The sequence below is a fragment of the Pseudomonas tremae genome (genome assembly GCF_001401155.1).
Taxonomy (GTDB): domain Bacteria; phylum Pseudomonadota; class Gammaproteobacteria; order Pseudomonadales; family Pseudomonadaceae; genus Aquipseudomonas; species Aquipseudomonas tremae.
Genome location: NZ_LJRO01000280.1, coordinates 1 through 16605 on the forward strand (window position 1 = coordinate 1; position 16605 = coordinate 16605).

Genomic DNA, 16605 nt, shown 5'->3' on the forward strand with positions numbered 1-16605 from the left:
ATGCGTCGGAGAGTTCGTAAAGCGTTGCCATGCGGGCCTCCAGCCAATCATGGCGGCAACTCTACCCCTACCGACTTTTCGTACAAAACCTAATGGAGTTGAAGTGTACAAGCAAGGTGCTTTCCGACATTATCCGATTGTACGAGTTTTTGGCAGCGGCGAATCAGCCTGCTGCCCAAACATCGTGCAGCAACTAATCTATTGCCATGACTGCGCTGTTGGCCAATACACGCATTGGTGAGCGACTTGAAAAATTTGAACCGAGGGGATTTAAGCCGAATCCATATCAGCTGTCACGAGATGCGCTACTAGATAGTAGATTCGACTAAGTACCTGCTGTGCCTGTGGCACACACGCGATGACAGGTAACTGAAGCCCTACAAAGACTCGTAATAACCAATCGGTTGATTTTTCCCGGACTCTGCGGACTCCTTAAATGCATTTTCTGTTCCATTGCTAACCGAACCACGTTACATGCTGGCGAATTTCAACAGCTTGCCAGAGAGCAAATATTTCCCAGTAGGCTAGGAACTGCAAGCTGGTGCGGCTCCACTAAAACCTCCGTCCTCTCCACAAGCGTAAAAATGAGGACTGCAGGCCTGCTCCTGCACCGTGATTTTTTTGACAAAGAGGTTTTTCAATGAATCGCATTTCAACCAGCTCAGTAAATTCCAGCTTCAATTACACGGCCCCTACGAAGGAAGCGCAAAACCGCTTCGCCTCAGCGCCCGACAATTCCCCTCTAGTTGCCACCACAACATCTATCACCCAAACCCTCGTGCAGCCTGGTCGACTCGATAAAAACCACCGTCTGATGGACTCCAAAATCATCAATTTTTCAGTCGCATTTAATCTCGGTCGGACGCGCTCGATTGCTGGTGGCAGTGCATGAATGCAGGGTCTTTTGCAGTCAGTGCTGGTTCGCGGGGCCGGATAGACTCAATTAATGCGGTTCGAAAAACGCGATAACTGCAGGTCTAGGCCATTTCGATTACAGGTCATTACACCTAGGGATACTCTTTACAGGAGATATAAGTAGTCTATGCCGAGCTCTTCGATCTTGCTCATTGATGATCACGTCTTGTTCCGTTCAAGCGTGGCCCTGATGTTGGAAATAAGGCTGCCGGTTGGTACGACAGTCAGCGAAGCAAGTAGGATCGAGCAGGCGCTTGCCCAGGCGTTGCCGGCACCCGATCTCATCCTCCTCGATTTGCAGCTGGAAAGTGCCAACGGCCTGGAAGGCATCGCCTTGTTGCAAGAGCGCTGGCCCTTGGCGAGGGTGGTGATCGTGTCCGCCTTCGATCGGGATGCGATCGTGTGCGAGGCGATCCAGCGCGGTGCGGTGGAGTTTCACTCTAAGACAGAGTGTCCAGAGCATCTACTGCAGCGGATCCAGGCGCTGCTCTCTGGAGAGCCTCCCGAACCGAGGACTATCGCCTCCACCCCGTTGACGCTCACTTCACGCCAGCGCCAAGTGCTCGGGTTGCTGTGCCAGGGATTGACGAACAAGGAGATCGCCTCGCAGCTCTGGCGCTCGGAGCACACGGTCCGCAGCCATGTCCAGGCGATACTGACCATCCTCCAGGCGTCCTGCCGTACGGAGGCAGCCGATACCGCGCGCCGCCTAGGACTCGTCCTGTGAGGCACGACGCTCGCTCATACCAGGAGGCCCTGCGACTCATTCTGGTCGAACTCACCCAGTCGCTGGTCAAGACTACCCTGCTCGCTACCAGCCTGATCCTGACCTTCAGCCTGATCGACGGCTTTCAGGCCCGCGTGTCTTGGTCAGCCCTAGCGCAACTGAGCGGCGACTGGGACCCTGACGCCATCCAAACGCAATTGTTGCTTTGGTATGTCGCCGTCGTGAGTCTTAGGGTGGGCCAAGTCATCTATGCGCGTCAGGTATTGCTACTCCGCCTGGACGCTGGCCGGGTTAAGCCAGTGGCTCGGGTCCTAATGCTGGCCGGTATCTTGGAAAGCGTCGTCTGGGTAATACTGTGCGAAATTGCCCTCCAACAGGCCTTTCCTACGCCCTTCATCGGCTTGCTGTTGGTGCTGTTCGCCACGCTCGGCCATGCCATGGTGTCGCTGAACTGTGCCGTGCCCAGTCTTTATCTGGGACGCATCCTGCTGCCGGTGGCACTGATCGCTATGTGGTTTCTGCGCATTGGTGATGACCTGCACAGGATTCTGGGGATCACCGTGCTGCTTTACGGCTTGGGTCTCTGCCGATTGGCGCGCTCGGGTTGTCAGCACCTGGTGAAGCAATTGAAAAGGCAATTGCTTCTGGATGAAACCGCCAAGCGGGCACGCCGTGACCTGCAGCAGCTCCGCATCGCTTTGCAACGGGCGCGGCAGTCGAATACGGCGCGCTGTCAGTTGCTGGCTGGAGCCAGCCATGATCTGCGCCAGCCCCTGCAGGCTCAGGGCTTTTTTCTGGCAGCCCTGGCCGGCAGTCCGCTAGATCCCCAACAGCGGCAATTGCTGGTCAGGGCCCGAACGGCCGTCAAGACTACTACCGACATGCTGAATACCTTACTGGACCTATCACGCATCGAACTAGGAGCCTTGCAGCCGACATTGCAAGTCTTTGCCCTGCAGCCACTGCTGGATAAACTGGAAATGGAGCTTGCGCCCCTCGCCAACGGCAAGGGCCTCAGCTACCGCACGCTGGATACGGAGCTATTGTCTCTATCCGATCCAACCTTGCTGGAGCTGATACTGCGAAATCTCATCGGCAATGCGATCCGCTACACCCTGAGAGGCGGCGTCCTGATCGCTTGCCAGCGGCGCCATGGCTACCTTCAGATCGAGGTCGTCGACACCGGCGTCGGTATCGCTCTCCAGCACCAGCAGGAAATCTTTCGCGACTTTCACCAACTCGATCATCCGACCCGGAACAACCACGAAGGGCTAGGCCTGGGGCTTGCCATCGTTGCCAGGCTGGCTCGCCTATTAGGCCATCCGTTGACCCTGGCTTCCCGAGAGGGGCACGGCAGCACTTTTCGGGTGCATCTCCCCCTGGTCAGGCCGGTGAGAGCTGATGGTGAGACGGTCATTGTGCCCAATACATCCAAGACTGAGCGAGAGTCTTGTGTGCCGGCGCCGTTTTAGCGCACCTCAACCAAAGCCTGGCGCGGAGCGGCATCGTAGAGTGAGCGACAACGGAGTGGTGATGAGGGGCGAGGAGCCACAGGAGAGCAGCGCCTAGATCCGCTGTAGCAGGTGCTCTGGACATTCTGTCTTAGAGTGAAACTCCACCGTACCGCGCTGGATCGCCTCGCACACTGATCCCGTTCGAAGGCGGACACGATCACCACTCTCGCCGAGGACTAGCGATCTTGCAAGGCTATGCCTTCCAGACCGTGAGTACCTTTCATTTGCAAATCGAGCAAGATGAGATCGGGGGCCGGCACGCTTGGGCAAGCGCCTCCTCGATCCTGCTGGCTTCGCTGACCGTCGTCCGTGGCAGCCTCATTTCCAACATTAGGGCCACGCTGGAACGGAACAAGGCGTGATAATCGATGAGCAAGATCGAAGAGCTCGGCATGGACTACGTATACCTCCAGTAAAGCGTATCCCCGGGGCGCTTTTGGTCAAAATGGACGATGGGCGCTCGCGCGGTACGCCTTTAAAGTCGGTCCGTGGTTCAGCGTGGGCCATCTCCCTGAGCGAGCAGATGGCTTTCGGCGTGAAGCTTACCAATGTGCCGGGGAACCGGCTCCCTTATTGACGACGAGGCATGTAAACCATGAGCTCAGCAAAACTCGATCAGATCTTCGAGGCAATTTTTCAGCGTCCGGTGGAAAATGACGAAGATATCTTCGACCTGGGTGCCAATTCTCTTACCGCTATCCAATTGATTGGTCAGGTCAACGAGGCGTTTGGCGCCAATATCAATATGGAGCAGTTCTTCTTGACGCCCTGCAAGCAAACGGTGCTTGCGCAGTTGCAAGTCGCCGCTGCGGCGGATAAAGCCTGAGAGGGTTGCCATGCACAGCCTGTTCACACTAAACCTGGACCTAGAGCGAGCGGGCAAGGTGATCTGTGTCCAGAGCTTGCCGTTCGACACTGCCCGGGAAACCCTCCTATTGTTGTCGCCCGTGGGCACCCAGTGCTGCTACATGAAGAACGCTGCACTATTTTTGATCAGCCATTTCAATTTGATCATCCTGGAAAGCGACACCTGGCTGGCGTACGCCAACGAAGCCGGGGTCAATCCCGAAGAAGGCGTTGCGGACTTCATCCGCCAGTTCAATGCAGCGCTGCCAGAACCCGTGCGTGTAGATGCACTGGTGGGCTATTGCTCCTCAGCGCCTTTGGCACTCTTGGCAGCCAACCAAGGTGCTTGTCGCACCTTGCTACTGCTTAATGGCGCGTACTTTCTCAAAGACGACGGGGTGATCAAGAGCCAATACGAGCGCGACGTGGAGCGCATGATGCAGTCCATTCCCCAAGGCAATTGCGCCCAAGTCTACGAAGCCGTGAGTCTGTTGCACACCAAAAGCGCCTATACCCCGAGTGACTACCGCTACCAGCAGGTTCGCCCTCTGCGAGAACTGTCTGCGTTCCGCCAGTACCTTACGTTCCTCAACAGCTTGGCGAGCTTGGAATCGGTCAGAATTGCGCAGACCGTAAAGACCCCCACGCTGGTGTGGTGCGGCAGCCAGGACCGTTATACCGACACCGCATCTTCCCGGTACATTGCCCAGCTGCTGCCTCACAGTGAACTGGTGGAAGATCCTGATGGCCAGCATCACGATTTTGTCGATGGCCACGAACGTTTGTACCTGACGATGACCCATTTTCTGACCCGTCACAAGCAGAGGGCCATTCAATGACCTCCTACCATTCACATCCCCCCAAAGCCTACCGCCGATTTGAGTCGGTCTGCACGCAAGCGCCAAACGCAATTGCGGTGGTGGACGAAGGAAAACTAGTCACTTATCAACAGCTCCAGACGCAGGTGTTGGAACGTAGCGAAGCACTGATACGTCAAGGCCTGGCAGACCATCCTTACATGCCGCTGATGGCCAACCGTTGCCTTGAGTATCTGATAACGATGCTGGCCTGCTGCAAACTGGGAATTACCTACGTCTCCATCGAGCCAGGCACGCCAAGCAAACGCCTGATCGCCGTGCTGGAACAATTGGGCTGCAATCATTTGCTATTGCTCGGTCAGCCAACGGACTTGCGCCCTGACCCAACGCTGACATGCTTTCGCCTGGACGACTGCGGCACTCTGTGCTACGACGGCCCTGCCCTACGTCCGCCTATCCGAAGGCGTCTGGATGATGCCTCGGTGATAACCGTGATGTTTACCTCTGGCACTACCGGCCTCCCCAAAGGTGTACGCATCAGCCATGACGGGTTGCTGAATCTAGTAGACAACGTACAGCAACAGGTCCAAGGCAAGCCCCGCAGCTACGTACATCACTCGTCCATCGGCTTCGATGCTGCCTTGTTTGAAGTTTGGGTACCGCTGCTGACCGGCGCCTGCGTCACCCTGCAACCTGGCGCGTTCAATATAGATGCACTGGATCACTGCGTACGCGCGGCCAGCTGCGATGTGCTGTTACTGACCACCTCACTGTTCCACCTGGTGGCGCAACACCGCCTTTCAATGCTAGACGCTGTGCGCGTGCTCTATGTCGGCGGTGAAGTACTTAAACCGGTGCATGCCCGCGCGCTGCTGTTGGCCAATCCTCGCATTACCTTGGTGAATGGCTACGGCCCGACCGAGAATACTGTGTTCTCCACTTGGTACAGTCTGAACAAACCTGAGGACGCCGAGCGAGACGTAATGCCCATCGGGCAGTTCCTACACCAGGTGTACGGCAAAATCGTCGATGCCAAACTGCAAGAGGTGGAGGTCGGCACGCCCGGCGAGTTGCTGCTCACGGGTGCGAATCTAGCCCTAGGTTACCTCGACGACGCTTTGACCCAAACCCGCTTTCTACAACTGCCGGAAGGCACCTATTACCGGACCGGTGACTATGTCATCGAAGATGAGCACGGCATGCTTTTCTACCAAGGCCGCATCGACGAACAGGTAAAAATCAAAGGCTTCCGGGTGGAGATCGCCGAGGTCGAACATGCGCTGACCCAACTGCCTGGCGTCGCCCAGGCTGTGGTGCAGGCGCACGTCATGAACGATTTGGAAAAAAGCCTACACGCTTTCATCGTGCTCCGGCATGGCTCGCCAACTATCGAAGAAAGCAAGCTCATGAGCCTATTGGGCGACCGGCTTCCTCATTACATGGTACCGAGGCGGATCCACTACCTAGCGGAACTTCCGCTGACGGCCAATGGCAAGGTCGACAAGCGTTCCTTACAGCCACCGGAGAAAGCAGCGGCGGCGCCCCCTCAGGCCGGTTCGGCAGTGCTAGATATCTGGTCCGGCATCCTCGGCACCCGCAACCTGCAGTTGGAACACTCAATTTACGGCTATGGCGCCTCATCTCTGAGCGTGGTCATGGCCCATAGCCGCATCAACGAAATACTTGGCAGAACGACCCCTTTCGACGAAGTCGCCAGGCTGAGCACCTTTCAAGAGTGGGTGCAGTACTACGCAACACATGAAGACCCAGTAACTTCTCTCAGGAGCCAACATGGAAATGACTGACTTTTCGTTGACGAAACAGGAACTTCAGCAGTTTGATCGAGATGGGTTCATCGGTCCCTTCACGCTCTATGAGCCTGAAGAGATGAAACAGATGCATAAGACCATCCGAGCACAACTGTTCAACCGCACCCATGCTCCCTACGACGCGCCACTGGATGTCGCGATCACCAACTACGACCGGCACCTGGATGTGGACTTGCTGACCAGTCATGTGTTTCGCAAGGAAATCGTGCATCGAGTGCGAAGCATCCTCGGCCCGGATGTAATCTGCTGGCGCAGCGAGTTCATCCCCAAATACCCTGGCAACGAAGGCACTGACTGGCACCAGGCAGACACTTTCGCTCACGCCTCCGGCGAGCCGCAACTGGTGTGGCCCGAGGGCGAGCCGTTCGGCGGCGCTATTAATGTGTGGACGGGTTTCACTGATGCCACCCAAGAAAACGGCTGCATGCAGTTCATCCCCGGCAGCCACAAGCAAATGAACTACGACGAAACCAGAGGCATGACCTTCGACCCGGTCACCAACAATAATGTGGTCAAGGGGCAGTACCCACGTGGATTCAACGGCTACGACTACACCACTCTGCAAAAGGACAAGTCATGGAAGCCGGATGAAGCATCGGCAGTACCGATCGTGATGAAAGCGGGCCAATTTGTAATCTTCCGCTCGATGCTTATGCACTCCTCGCTACCCAATTCGACACCCGACAAGACCCGCCTGGGCTATGTGGCCCGCTACGTACCCGGACGGGTCAAGGTTTATCCAGATACAGATTACGTTAAGGAATTCGGGGGCGAGTATCGACTTGATCGGTTCGGCGTGGTGCAGGTGTCCGGTACCACCACCGACCCCAAGAACAGAGTGGCCCGCAAGAGCCTAAGCGGCATGGACCTGAAGCCCCTAGTCATTTATTGAGGATTGATCATGGAACAGCCCTCCTACCTGGCAATCGATCACATCGCGTATGCCACGCGGTCTACGGAGAAAACCTCGGAGTTCTTCACGGCCCTGGGGTTCGAGGTGCTGTTCCATAAACAGCCAATCGAAAAGTTTGGCGTGTTGATAACCAAGCTCCGCTCGCCAGCAGGCGAAATCGTGGAAGTGGTCGAACCCTTTCGACCTGACAGCGTGGTCAGCCGGCTGCTGGTGAATGTGGAGGCGTGTATCTACCACGCGGCCTTTAGGGTCCGCGATATCCAGACTACTCAGATTTCTCTGGCCAGTATGGGAGGCGTCTCGGTAACCAACCCCATGACCATTCCGTACCCGGCCACCGAGGAACATCGCTCGCTGACAACCTCGCACATGTTCCACCCCGCGGTGGGCCTGTTCGAGATCACCGGTTAAGGAGCAGCCATGGCCGATCCTTTTGTGGTGCAACGACCCTGGCTTGCACCACTGCCAGGCGCCCCTATGAACGCATGTCGCCTGCTGCTGTGTTTCCCCTACGGAGGGGGTGGCGCCTCAGCGTTCAATGATTTGAGCCGACTAGCCGATGTCGGCGTTGCGACATGGGCAGTGAAACTACCTGGACGCGAGGACCGAAGTATGGAAGCGCCGGTCACGCGGGTCGCGAATGTTATCGAGGCGATCGTCGATGCACTGCAAAGCGTAGGCATACCGTACGCGTTTTACGGTCACAGCTTCGGTGCCGGGTTGGCGCTTGATGTAGCCCACGCGCTAGCCGAACGCGACCGGCCGCTGCCGACGCATTTGGTCCTGTCCGGGCGCATGCCGCCCCACACCGGCTACTCACCGCTACTGGGTGCGATGGACGACAACCAACTGTGGCAGCACGTATGCTCAGAGAGCCTCTTACCACTGCCGACGGATGCCTCGTGCAGTTTTGCCAGACATGCGCTGGGCAAGCTCAAAGCCGATCTAGCGCTCAATGCACAACTCACTTATCGCTTTATCCGACCGCTGCCAGTGCCCCTTTACGTTCTCAACGGCCAGGACGACCCGTTGCTTGAGCTCCATCGCCTAGACGAATGGCAGCGCTACACCAGCACAAGCTTCCATAGCGAGTACGTACCCGGCGGACATTTTTTCTTCAACATCAATTTTCGGCTTTTGTATTTGCCTCTGTTAACCGCTCTAGATGAACAAGGCAGTTGAGCGTTATGGAACGTGCATTTTGGAACACCCCTTATCTCTCGTCCCTAGACGCCCGCGTGCTAAGTATTGACGGGCGCGACGTGGTGATCAGCCCGACGATTTTCTTCGCCGAATCCGGCGGCCAGGAATCGGATAAGGGTTGCATCAACCGTATCGAAGTCACCCAGGCCACGGTTGTTGACGAGCGCATCATCTATCGCCTTGCCGAAGATCCAGACTTTGCCGTGAGCGATCTGGTTAGCGTGGAGATCGATTGGCCTCGTCGGTATGCGCTTATGCGTTTGCACTTCGCCGCTGAAATTGTGCTGGAGTTTTTCTATAAAAAATTCCCAGACCTGGAAAAGATCGGTGCCCATATCGGCCAACACAAAGCGCGGATCGACTTCTCGCTGGAGGGTAATGTCAGCCAGTACTTTCCGGAAATCCTGCAGGGCGTAGAGCACCTCGTAGCCGCCGGCCTACCGATTGAAAGCCGCTTTACGGACACCAAGTGCTTGCGCCGTTGCTGGTACATCAAGGGGTTTTCAGAGGTGCCCTGTGGCGGTACACATCTGCGTACCACGGGCGAGGTCGGGCGTATTCGGCTCAAGCGCAATAACATCGGCGCGCACAAAGAGCGTGTCGAAATCTACCTAGTGGATTGACCGCCCAGGAGAGCTATCATGTTCAACATCATGTCTGTACTTGGGTTGCTGCTCTTGATGCCAGGGCCCACGAATACATTGCTGCTGCGGTCTGGAGCACTGAGCGGATTCCGACACGCCTGGTCTTTGAGCCTGCTGGAGTACTCGGCCTACCTGCTGCAGATTTCCTTTTGGGGGTATCTGCTCAGCCATATCGGTGACAGCGCTCCCTGGTGCCTGCAGGTGGTACAACTGGCGTCGATGGCTTATCTGTTCAAAACCTCACACCGGCTATGGCGCAACCCCGATAACCCTTACCATTCCTCACCCAACGTGCATATCTCCAGAATGTACTTTTTTCGGCTGACCCTGATCAACCCCAAGGGTCTACTGGTGGTTTCGTTCATCGCTCCCGAGCAGACCTTTACCGATATCAAGTTGTACCTGTATTTTGTCGCGCAACTCAGTATGGTGGTAATCCCGATTGGCTGCGCCTGGGTGCTGCTTGGCGCATACATCAAACGCAGCGGGCATGCTTGGCTGACAACGCTGAATATTAATCGCACAGCCTCGGTGATCATTTGCTGCTTCGCGGTGGCGATCCTTTCCCAATTGACTGACTCACTGATCAAGACCAAATTGGCATTTTAGGTGTTAGGGAAGCTCTGAAGTAGGCATCGATCATTGATGCCCTCGTGGCCTGAGATTCATAAAACGCACGCCCGATCAGATAATCAGACTTTTTTAGCTTTTAACTCATCGACTTTTCTTCAAACAGCACCTTTCCAAGGTGTTTTTCCGTATTACAGGCGCACCTCTCCTATCGCCAACAGCCGTTTTCGTACCATCCAAAGGTTCGACAAGGCAAACAGTTTGGCCTGTTGCGTGGTATTTTTAACGAGCCCGCGAAACCGCACTTTCGTATAACCAAACTGGCGCTTGATCGCACGAAATGGATATTCAACCTTCGCTCGCACCTGGGTTTTCGTGAACTCGATCTTGCGGCAACACATCAAAGAAAGGCTGCGAAATTTTGTAGATAAGTCCCCTGAAAGAATAGAGGTGGCCGGCATAAAAAAATCTGCGAACAGCAAGTATTATCCGAGCTGCCAAATCATCAGTTTTATATCCCTGGAGCGGCCTTCAATGAGTAAAGACAGACAACCCCCAAGACAAACTCCTCAGGACCCACCCAGGCCAAGGCCTCAAGATCACCCTAGGCCAGACACCGATCACGGTAAACGACATTTAGAGCCTGATAAACCTTGGCCAAGACGCTGATTTTTTATATAGAAGGTATGGAAAAATGGATTACGAGTCTCTGCCGAGCTCTTGGGTAATTGAGGAAGCACGTACTTTTGAGGGCTTCGCGGCTGCTTGAACAGAGCGCCTCTGATGGTGATGTAGCTCTATAGTAGCCAGCAGCGATGACCTCCGCTCTCGCGTCGGAACTGTACCTCAAGTCATGTCTCGTGGAGGCAGCCCCTTGTTCTCCAAGGACTGAAGACAATCCTGAGGGGCACCTCAGATTACTTATCGGTTTGCCTAGGCCGTCATGACATGACAGCGCTGCGCAAGGAGTTGGCTGAAGCTTACCCAAGGGGTGCGCGAGAAACTATCCCTACAAGGTTTGGTTGGTCAAGATTCGCCATCAGTTGGGCCACCCGCTGAATAGGCCGAAAGCAGATCCGGGGAACACTCAGCTCGACATGTTTAATCAAAATTAGGAAAGCGTTCAAATGCACTCTCAACCTCTGGCCTAAAAGTTGGGGCCGAGTATGTAGATAGGGAGGCTTTCCGCTCCCAGGATCGAGCAGCAAATTGGAGGCAAATGTGAAGGCTCGCAATGAATTGAATCTGAAGTTCACCACAGATGTTCGCACCCAGGAAGCCTGCAAGCTTGACCTGAGTTCGGGCGTGACAGCTGAAGTTTTTGGCGATCCTGAGAACGCTAGTTATGAATGGCGTCTCGTGCATGCCAACGGTTTGGTCGAGCAGCATTCCGATTGCTGCTATGGCAACCCTGCAATCGCGATGCGGGATGCCCTTGTGATCTTCTACGGACCTCCGCGATTTGGCGGAGACATTGTGGATCTTCGGCCTGCGGATCACGAACCAAACCATTGGGGAGAAGTAAAAGGCAAAGCCAGCTCTATCACAGTTGATCTGATTGAGGCTGCAGACAACGAACTGAACGCGCTGCGCCGAGACGCAGAGCTCTATCGCGTGTTACGCGAAAACTGGCTTCGGATCGAACAGGGATCGACTGTGCACCGTGCCGGTGGTCTGGATTTGTGGTGCGACGAGCGCCTGCCAGACTCAGATCAGTAATAAAAATTTGAAGGCAATCGTGACCATTGCACAACTGATCGAGGCGTTACGCTCGACCGCCGCGAAGTGGCGAGCAGGCAACCAGGAACACCGTGAAGGCGTCGTGCTGGTGTGGGACGGCGAGGTGTACGGCTGGAAGAATGAACTGCGCGACCCAGACAGCGACCGCCCAAGTGCATATGCCTTGGACAAGGCTGGGCTGATCTTCAGAGCCGAAGGCGGCGATGACTACAATGGTGCAAAAGCGTGGGTCGCGGTTGACCCTGATACGCAATAGGAAATCACAATGGACCACATCCATGTTGCGCATGCCTTCCGTGAAGAGCTTGAAAAGCAGAAGAGTTTGGATCAACTCCCGTGTCATTTGAAGAGTTTTCCCAGGGGCTGCTGTGGTGTGGTGTCGGAACTGCTCGGTGACTATCTGAACGCGCAGCTAGGCCTGCAGGTTGAGTATGTATGTGGAGAAAAGGACGGTGGCTCCCATGCATGGGTCGAGTTAAAGGGTGTCGTCATCGACATTACCAGCGACCAATTTGAAGGACGTCCGCCGGTCTACATCGCTGCTAGAGACAGCTGGTACACCTCTTGGGAGGAGGAATCGCGGCACCTTGCAGTTCATCATCCAAGCGCATGGACATATCGCGAAGAGCGTGAAGTGCTTCGAGCAGTTCTCAGGGGTGCCGGACTGCCCAACTCAGACTTATAGGAAATCGCTTCAGCAAGCACTACGGAAGCAATCCCCCCGCAAAGCGGTGCGATGAACTCGCTCAGCAAATCAAAGTTCGCTAATCCACACCACCTGACGGGAAAAGCGAACTCTGATCATGCCCCTTACGATGGTTTTCAGTTACATTGCTCCGCAAACCCCAGTTGCAACCCACAGGCCGCTTACAAACGCCTGAGCTGAAACGGTGTTTCACTTCGAGAAAACGCCGAAATCCCACCTTCTTCGATATCAGCTTCCGGAGCGGAGCGATGACGCAGGTTATTGACAGTACTGCGTAAGCTGGCACCGGTGCTGGAGATCGCCTCCCCGCTCATGTCCTTGACTGTTTTCGCCAGTTTGACGGTCTGGTCGGCAACATAGCTTGTGGTACTAGATGCGGTCGATTTCACCTTATCCTGTATAAACGACTCGGCTTTCTTAACCGCAGGGTCAGTCGCCAGTCCAGCGGTGGTCCAGCCTGCGAAAACGCCTACCGAACCCACCAGGTTGCTCAGCTGACTAACCGCAGCCTTGGTCGCCGAATCAGTGATATTTTTCGTCGCCATTTTCTGCAACTTACTTACCCCGGCGTAACCACCGGCTAGGGCCAGGCCATTTTTTGTCAGGCTGGTGGCCGACACCAGACTTCTCACCGCCTTGAGCCCGTCGGTCGCGACGTCCAGTGGCAGGCCGGCCATCCGCTTGCCCGCATTGAGCGCCGCACCTGAGTAGCTGGCCGACTTGATCGCTTTGTAAGCATCAAGCCAATCAGTTTCTTCACTCAACGCGGCCTTGGGCTCTTTATCTTTCATGCCAAGTACGAATGCCCCCCCACGCAGTTGATCGCGCGATTGCACACTGAGCATGCGGTCGCCAAAGCCTGCATTCGCAACCAAGCCACCCGCCGTAGATACGCCAAAATCAACAGCACCCTGCACCGACGGTCTGGACGCTAGTGCTGGAGCCAATACGGTACGCACCACATTTAGCGCCGAGAACGTCTGCACTGCAATCCCCATGTCCACAACCTGTCGACCAAGCGCAGGCGAGTGGCGTTTCACCGATGCGGCCATCGCATCATGCAACTTGTCCGGCGAAGTGCTCAGGTAATGCAGATCACCCCTCGCACGATCCATCATTTTGGTGCCCACCTGGTCCATGGCTCCCGACAGCGCTCCGGAAATGAGCGGGGTCAGCGGCTTGAGCGGCGTTGCTAGCCAATCGCCCTTGTTGATCGCAGGCTGCATGTACTGAAGCACCGAGGCAGCGGCAAATGGCGTGTTCTCAAAAGCACTTGATGCGGTCGTCGCCAAACGGTCGAACTTTTCCGCCTTGGCGAATGTTTCGGCGATGGTTGCGGGGGTCTCCCCTTCGGAGTAAAGGCGGTTGGCGCGTGTCTCTACCAACGCATCGATCTGCTCGTTGTGTGCAAGAGCGGCATCACGCTCATCCGGTGAGCCTATTACCGAAAACCTGTGCGCAGCGAACACGTGATGTTTCAGATAATCGGTAATAGCTTGTAGATCGCGGCACGAGGTAGTGCTGACAGACCGCACAGAACTCGAAGCAAGGGACGCGTCGGAAGCTGTCCGAAAACTCTCCATTGCAACGCCAGGCGGTTGTTGGGCGGATTGGTTGATGTGCATGGAAATTCTATCTCGGTCTACGGAAGTTTGAGCAGCTGTATCCTGAGTCAGGCTTGTCCGGAGCGAATGTTTGCGTGAAAGCAATACAGAGAAGTTTCGATCAAACAGCGCCAGAAACAGCGGAAACGTCAGGCTACACTCCAGTTGAACTGGATCTACAAAAAGCTGTGTAGTCGCTGGGCCGTTAACGGTTCCACTGCATGATCTACGCATGAACCGCTGGCTGCTCGAAGCGCTGTTTCGTCTGGCGGACGATAACCTGGGCTACGCCGCCAAACGGCACGGTTTGCGCGTTGTGATTTTCGGTGCGCTGCACACCTAGGCTTGGCGGCTCAACTGGCATCCCCACGCGCACCTCTCGATGTATACCTAAACGGGCCGAGCTTATCAGCCATGGCTCACTTGGTCTAAACGCCATCCTCAAGAGCCATTCCGGGGTGAGCTACCCTTTTGAGCTATACCGAACGCCCGAGGCAGGTCTTACGTTGGTATTTTGTTCCGTTGCTCCCCAAACCCCATTTCCTAATCCTGAGCAGTGTGGCCAGTGCGGTTACCATCGAGTCTGCCTCTACAGCCCTTGGTATGCAGGTGATGGGCAGGGTGACGTGTCGCGCTGGCTGTCACCAGCCACCAAGCCGTAGGCGCGGTAGCATTTTCCTATAACACCGCATAAACACTGGTGGTAGGCTTTCTCGGAGGCCCACTGCTGACTCTCTTTGGAACGACAGCGAATTTCCGCCAATCCTGATAGAGAGTCCCATGACAGCCAAGATCCGTCGTGCAACATCCCTTCGACCTGGACAATTCAAACACCTTATAAGAGTGGCTTCGGTGACAGGCCGCATGCCAGAGCGGGACGTGCTGCTGCTTTGGCTCACTCACACAACCGGCCTGCGCGTCACAGAGCTGGCCCAGCTTGAAACATCCAGCGTGCTATACCCATCTGGAGCCGTGCGCTCTGAAGTGCACCTATCTTCTACGATCACAAAAGGGTCGCGTGCCAGGAACGTCTACCTCACGCATACCAGGTACATCGATGCCCTAAAGCGTTGGTTGGATGTGCGATTGCAGCGTGGCTGGGTGGTGTCTGGATCTGACGATTTTCTCGGCCTACGCCCAAGCTCAAAACCCATTCTCAGCCATAAGGGTGAAGCGTTCGAGCTTGCATTCAAACATCGCATGCTCGACAGCGGTCCGGAGGTATACCGGTGCTGTGACACCCTGCAACAGACTTTCAGTCGCCTTTATCGTCAAGCGGGAATCAAGGGCGGATCGTCACACAGCGGTCGCCGCACGTTAGCAGCGAAGGTACTCGCCGCGACCGGCGATGTGGAGATGGTCCAGATGCTCCTCGGCCATGCTTGTCTCAGTCACACGAAGCCGTATCTCACGGTAGATCAAGGCACTTTACGACGCGCCTTTGAGCTGGCATTGTAGATACATTGTATAAACATATTGCTTGCTTTTTTTGAGAGTATATCTACAGTAGATCTACATTAAGAGGTGCTTATGATGGAAGTAAAAATTCAAAAGTGGGGCAACAGCGCTGCGATTCGCTTGCCATCTGACGTGCTCAAGCAAATGAGTTTGGCTGTTGGGTATGTGCTGAGCCTCGATTTCACGCCTGAATCAATGACGCTGAAACCTGCGAAAGCCAAACCACATTACAAGCTGGCCGACCTAATGTCTCAGTGCGACCTGAACGCACAGGAACCAGCAGAGCTTGCCGCCTGGAACGCTATGCAGCCGGTGGGGCGTGAGGCGTGAAGAGAGCGAAGTACGCTCGGGCCGACATTGTCCGCTTGAATCTGAACCCAACGTCCGGCCGTGAGCGGCAGGGCGATTTTCGTCCGGCACTGGTTCTCACGCCAGCGGCGTACAACGCCTCGGGGCTCGCAGTGATTGCACCGATCACACAAGGCGGCGACTTTGCCCGATATGCGGGTTTTGCGGTGCCGTTGAGCTGTTCAGGTACCGAGACTCAGGGTGTTGTTCTGTGTAACCAGATCCGCACTGTTGACCTTGAGGCCCGAGGCGCCAAGCGTATTGAATCTGTTCCCGAGGTGGTGATTGACGATGTGCTGGCCCGAGTCCAAGCACTCTTTGAATAGCAGGGAAAAATTGCCCATGGAACAGCTGATCGAGGCGCTACGCGCAACCGCCACAAAGTGGCGGGCAAGCAACCAGGAACACCCCGCTGGTGTTGTGCTGGTGTGGGAAGGCGAAGTGTATGGCTGGAAAAACGAACTGCGTGATCCAGAAAGCGAACGACCAGGCGCATACGCCGTAGACATGGCCGGGCTGGTCTACATGGCAGAAGGCGGTGATGACTACAACGGCGCGAAAGCGTGGGTCGCGGTTGACCCTGACGGACAGTAGGAAAGTCATTTATGGAAGCCGGAATGAATATGACCGAAGAAGAAATGCGGCAAGCACTGTTCGGCTCTTGCGGGTCTGCCGGACATTCAGCGACCCCACAGGCTCAAGCGCATGCTGTGGTCAGAAGGCCTGAGCATTCAGTTGATCGGCGGAAGGCGGCCAAGAATTTTGTATCC

At 55.6% G+C, this 16605-nt stretch carries 20 protein-coding genes and 2 pseudogenes; 20 read left to right on the top strand and 2 right to left on the bottom strand.

All coding sequences use genetic code 11. The features are described 5' to 3' along the window. Positions 1 to 92 precede the first annotated feature (92 nt). The 13 genes and pseudogenes from ALO43_RS31530 to ALO43_RS16695 all read left to right on the top strand — a co-directional run bounded on the left by ALO43_RS31530 (position 93) and on the right by ALO43_RS16695 (position 10018). Positions 93 to 312: pseudogene (locus ALO43_RS31530) on the top strand (type II toxin-antitoxin system RelE/ParE family toxin). 328 nt (positions 313 to 640) lie between these two features. Beyond that, on the top strand, positions 641 to 892 hold the full coding sequence (locus ALO43_RS29070; protein ID WP_005906196.1) for a type III effector: 252 nt from the start codon (positions 641 to 643) through the stop codon (positions 890 to 892). Positions 893 to 1042: 150 nt separating this feature from the next. Then, positions 1043 to 1642, top strand: a complete 600-nt coding sequence (locus tag ALO43_RS16645; protein WP_011105129.1) for a response regulator — start codon at positions 1043 to 1045, stop codon at positions 1640 to 1642. Continuing rightward, the gene (locus ALO43_RS16650) at positions 1639 to 3114 is read left to right on the top strand and encodes a sensor histidine kinase (RefSeq protein ID WP_005888854.1); all 1476 of its coding nucleotides are present in this window, start codon (positions 1639 to 1641) and stop codon (positions 3112 to 3114) included. The genes ALO43_RS16645 and ALO43_RS16650 overlap by 4 nt, the downstream gene beginning before the upstream one ends. A gap of 227 nt (positions 3115 to 3341) precedes the next feature. Further along, entirely contained in the window at positions 3342 to 3518 is a 177-nt protein-coding gene (locus ALO43_RS30755) for a hypothetical protein (RefSeq protein ID WP_007251965.1), read from the top strand. Positions 3519 to 3751: 233 nt separating this feature from the next. Next, a complete protein-coding gene (locus ALO43_RS16660) occupies positions 3752 to 3982 on the top strand; it encodes an acyl carrier protein (RefSeq protein WP_005888851.1) in 231 nt (76 codons plus the stop codon). A gap of 10 nt (positions 3983 to 3992) precedes the next feature. Further along, positions 3993 to 4841: an alpha/beta fold hydrolase gene (locus ALO43_RS16665; RefSeq protein ID WP_005888850.1), complete on the top strand. Its 849-nt coding sequence runs from the start codon at positions 3993 to 3995 to the stop codon at positions 4839 to 4841. Next, positions 4838 to 6625 carry an L-allo-isoleucine:holo-[CmaA peptidyl-carrier protein] ligase gene (gene cmaA / locus ALO43_RS16670; RefSeq protein ID WP_011105130.1) on the top strand — a complete coding sequence of 596 codons (1788 nt, stop codon included), beginning with the start codon at positions 4838 to 4840 and terminating at the stop codon, positions 6623 to 6625. The genes ALO43_RS16665 and cmaA overlap by 4 nt, the downstream gene beginning before the upstream one ends. Then, the gene (locus ALO43_RS16675; RefSeq protein WP_005888848.1) at positions 6612 to 7541 is read left to right on the top strand and encodes a chlorinating enzyme; all 930 of its coding nucleotides are present in this window, start codon (positions 6612 to 6614) and stop codon (positions 7539 to 7541) included. The genes cmaA and ALO43_RS16675 overlap by 14 nt, the downstream gene beginning before the upstream one ends. A gap of 9 nt (positions 7542 to 7550) precedes the next feature. Further along, positions 7551 to 7973: a coronamic acid synthetase CmaC gene (gene cmaC / locus ALO43_RS16680; RefSeq protein WP_005888847.1), complete on the top strand. Its 423-nt coding sequence runs from the start codon at positions 7551 to 7553 to the stop codon at positions 7971 to 7973. A gap of 9 nt (positions 7974 to 7982) precedes the next feature. Next, positions 7983 to 8744 (top strand): thioesterase II family protein, encoded by a 762-nt coding sequence (locus ALO43_RS16685; RefSeq protein ID WP_083492186.1) that lies wholly within the window; start codon positions 7983 to 7985, stop codon positions 8742 to 8744. Positions 8745 to 8749: 5 nt separating this feature from the next. Then, positions 8750 to 9388 (top strand): alanyl-tRNA editing protein, encoded by a 639-nt coding sequence (locus ALO43_RS16690; protein WP_005888845.1) that lies wholly within the window; start codon positions 8750 to 8752, stop codon positions 9386 to 9388. A gap of 18 nt (positions 9389 to 9406) precedes the next feature. After that, entirely contained in the window at positions 9407 to 10018 is a 612-nt protein-coding gene (locus ALO43_RS16695) for a LysE family translocator (protein ID WP_005888844.1), read from the top strand. Between the two features lie 152 nt (positions 10019 to 10170). On the opposite strand, the pseudogene ALO43_RS16700 reads toward ALO43_RS16695, so the two are convergent. Next, a pseudogene (locus ALO43_RS16700) lies at positions 10171 to 10374 on the bottom strand (IS5/IS1182 family transposase); the annotation flags it as partial. Positions 10375 to 11200: 826 nt separating this feature from the next. On the opposite strand from ALO43_RS16700, the gene ALO43_RS16705 reads away from it, so the two are divergent. The 3 genes from ALO43_RS16705 to ALO43_RS16715 are packed head-to-tail and all read left to right on the top strand — an operon-like array spanning position 11201 to position 12404. Beyond that, entirely contained in the window at positions 11201 to 11698 is a 498-nt protein-coding gene (locus ALO43_RS16705; RefSeq protein WP_011105131.1) for a hypothetical protein, read from the top strand. Between the two features lie 25 nt (positions 11699 to 11723). Beyond that, on the top strand, positions 11724 to 11975 hold the full coding sequence (locus ALO43_RS16710; RefSeq protein WP_054997828.1) for a hypothetical protein: 252 nt from the start codon (positions 11724 to 11726) through the stop codon (positions 11973 to 11975). A 9-nt stretch (positions 11976 to 11984) separates the two neighbouring features. Continuing rightward, positions 11985 to 12404 carry a hypothetical protein gene (locus ALO43_RS16715; protein ID WP_005888840.1) on the top strand — a complete coding sequence of 140 codons (420 nt, stop codon included), beginning with the start codon at positions 11985 to 11987 and terminating at the stop codon, positions 12402 to 12404. A gap of 182 nt (positions 12405 to 12586) precedes the next feature. Here the strand turns inward: ALO43_RS16715 and ALO43_RS16720 are convergent, their stop codons facing one another. Then, positions 12587 to 13960: a hypothetical protein gene (locus ALO43_RS16720; RefSeq protein WP_054997829.1), complete on the bottom strand. Its 1374-nt coding sequence runs from the start codon at positions 13958 to 13960 to the stop codon at positions 12587 to 12589. A gap of 849 nt (positions 13961 to 14809) precedes the next feature. On the opposite strand from ALO43_RS16720, the gene ALO43_RS16725 reads away from it, so the two are divergent. From ALO43_RS16725 to ALO43_RS16740, 4 genes are all read left to right on the top strand, one after another. After that, positions 14810 to 15487, top strand: coding sequence for a tyrosine-type recombinase/integrase (locus ALO43_RS16725; RefSeq protein WP_054997825.1), 678 nt, complete (start codon positions 14810 to 14812; stop codon positions 15485 to 15487). A gap of 75 nt (positions 15488 to 15562) precedes the next feature. After that, positions 15563 to 15817, top strand: a complete 255-nt coding sequence (locus ALO43_RS16730) for an AbrB/MazE/SpoVT family DNA-binding domain-containing protein (RefSeq protein ID WP_024690826.1) — start codon at positions 15563 to 15565, stop codon at positions 15815 to 15817. After that, positions 15814 to 16161, top strand: coding sequence for a type II toxin-antitoxin system ChpB family toxin (locus ALO43_RS16735; RefSeq protein ID WP_054997826.1), 348 nt, complete (start codon positions 15814 to 15816; stop codon positions 16159 to 16161). The genes ALO43_RS16730 and ALO43_RS16735 overlap by 4 nt, the downstream gene beginning before the upstream one ends. A gap of 16 nt (positions 16162 to 16177) precedes the next feature. Beyond that, positions 16178 to 16429, top strand: a complete 252-nt coding sequence (locus ALO43_RS16740; RefSeq protein WP_024690828.1) for an antirestriction protein ArdR — start codon at positions 16178 to 16180, stop codon at positions 16427 to 16429. The last annotated feature ends 176 nt before the right edge of the window (positions 16430 to 16605 follow it).

Bases quoted from the DNA above. Each gene is read 5' to 3' on its own strand.
- ALO43_RS29070 (WP_005906196.1), top strand. From the start codon at position 641: ATGAATCGCATTTCAACCAGCTCAGTAAATTCCAGCTTCAATTACACG.
- ALO43_RS16645 (WP_011105129.1), top strand. From the start codon at position 1,043: ATGCCGAGCTCTTCGATCTTGCTCATTGATGATCACGTCTTGTTCCGT.
- ALO43_RS16660 (WP_005888851.1), top strand. From the start codon at position 3,752: ATGAGCTCAGCAAAACTCGATCAGATCTTCGAGGCAATTTTTCAGCGT.
- ALO43_RS16665 (WP_005888850.1), top strand. From the start codon at position 3,993: ATGCACAGCCTGTTCACACTAAACCTGGACCTAGAGCGAGCGGGCAAG.
- cmaA (WP_011105130.1), top strand. From the start codon at position 4,838: ATGACCTCCTACCATTCACATCCCCCCAAAGCCTACCGCCGATTTGAG.
- ALO43_RS16675 (WP_005888848.1), top strand. From the start codon at position 6,612: ATGGAAATGACTGACTTTTCGTTGACGAAACAGGAACTTCAGCAGTTT.
- cmaC (WP_005888847.1), top strand. From the start codon at position 7,551: ATGGAACAGCCCTCCTACCTGGCAATCGATCACATCGCGTATGCCACG.
- ALO43_RS16685 (WP_083492186.1), top strand. From the start codon at position 7,983: ATGGCCGATCCTTTTGTGGTGCAACGACCCTGGCTTGCACCACTGCCA.
- ALO43_RS16690 (WP_005888845.1), top strand. From the start codon at position 8,750: ATGGAACGTGCATTTTGGAACACCCCTTATCTCTCGTCCCTAGACGCC.
- ALO43_RS16695 (WP_005888844.1), top strand. From the start codon at position 9,407: ATGTTCAACATCATGTCTGTACTTGGGTTGCTGCTCTTGATGCCAGGG.
- ALO43_RS16715 (WP_005888840.1), top strand. From the start codon at position 11,985: ATGGACCACATCCATGTTGCGCATGCCTTCCGTGAAGAGCTTGAAAAG.
- ALO43_RS16725 (WP_054997825.1), top strand. From the start codon at position 14,810: ATGACAGCCAAGATCCGTCGTGCAACATCCCTTCGACCTGGACAATTC.
- ALO43_RS16730 (WP_024690826.1), top strand. From the start codon at position 15,563: ATGGAAGTAAAAATTCAAAAGTGGGGCAACAGCGCTGCGATTCGCTTG.
- ALO43_RS16740 (WP_024690828.1), top strand. From the start codon at position 16,178: ATGGAACAGCTGATCGAGGCGCTACGCGCAACCGCCACAAAGTGGCGG.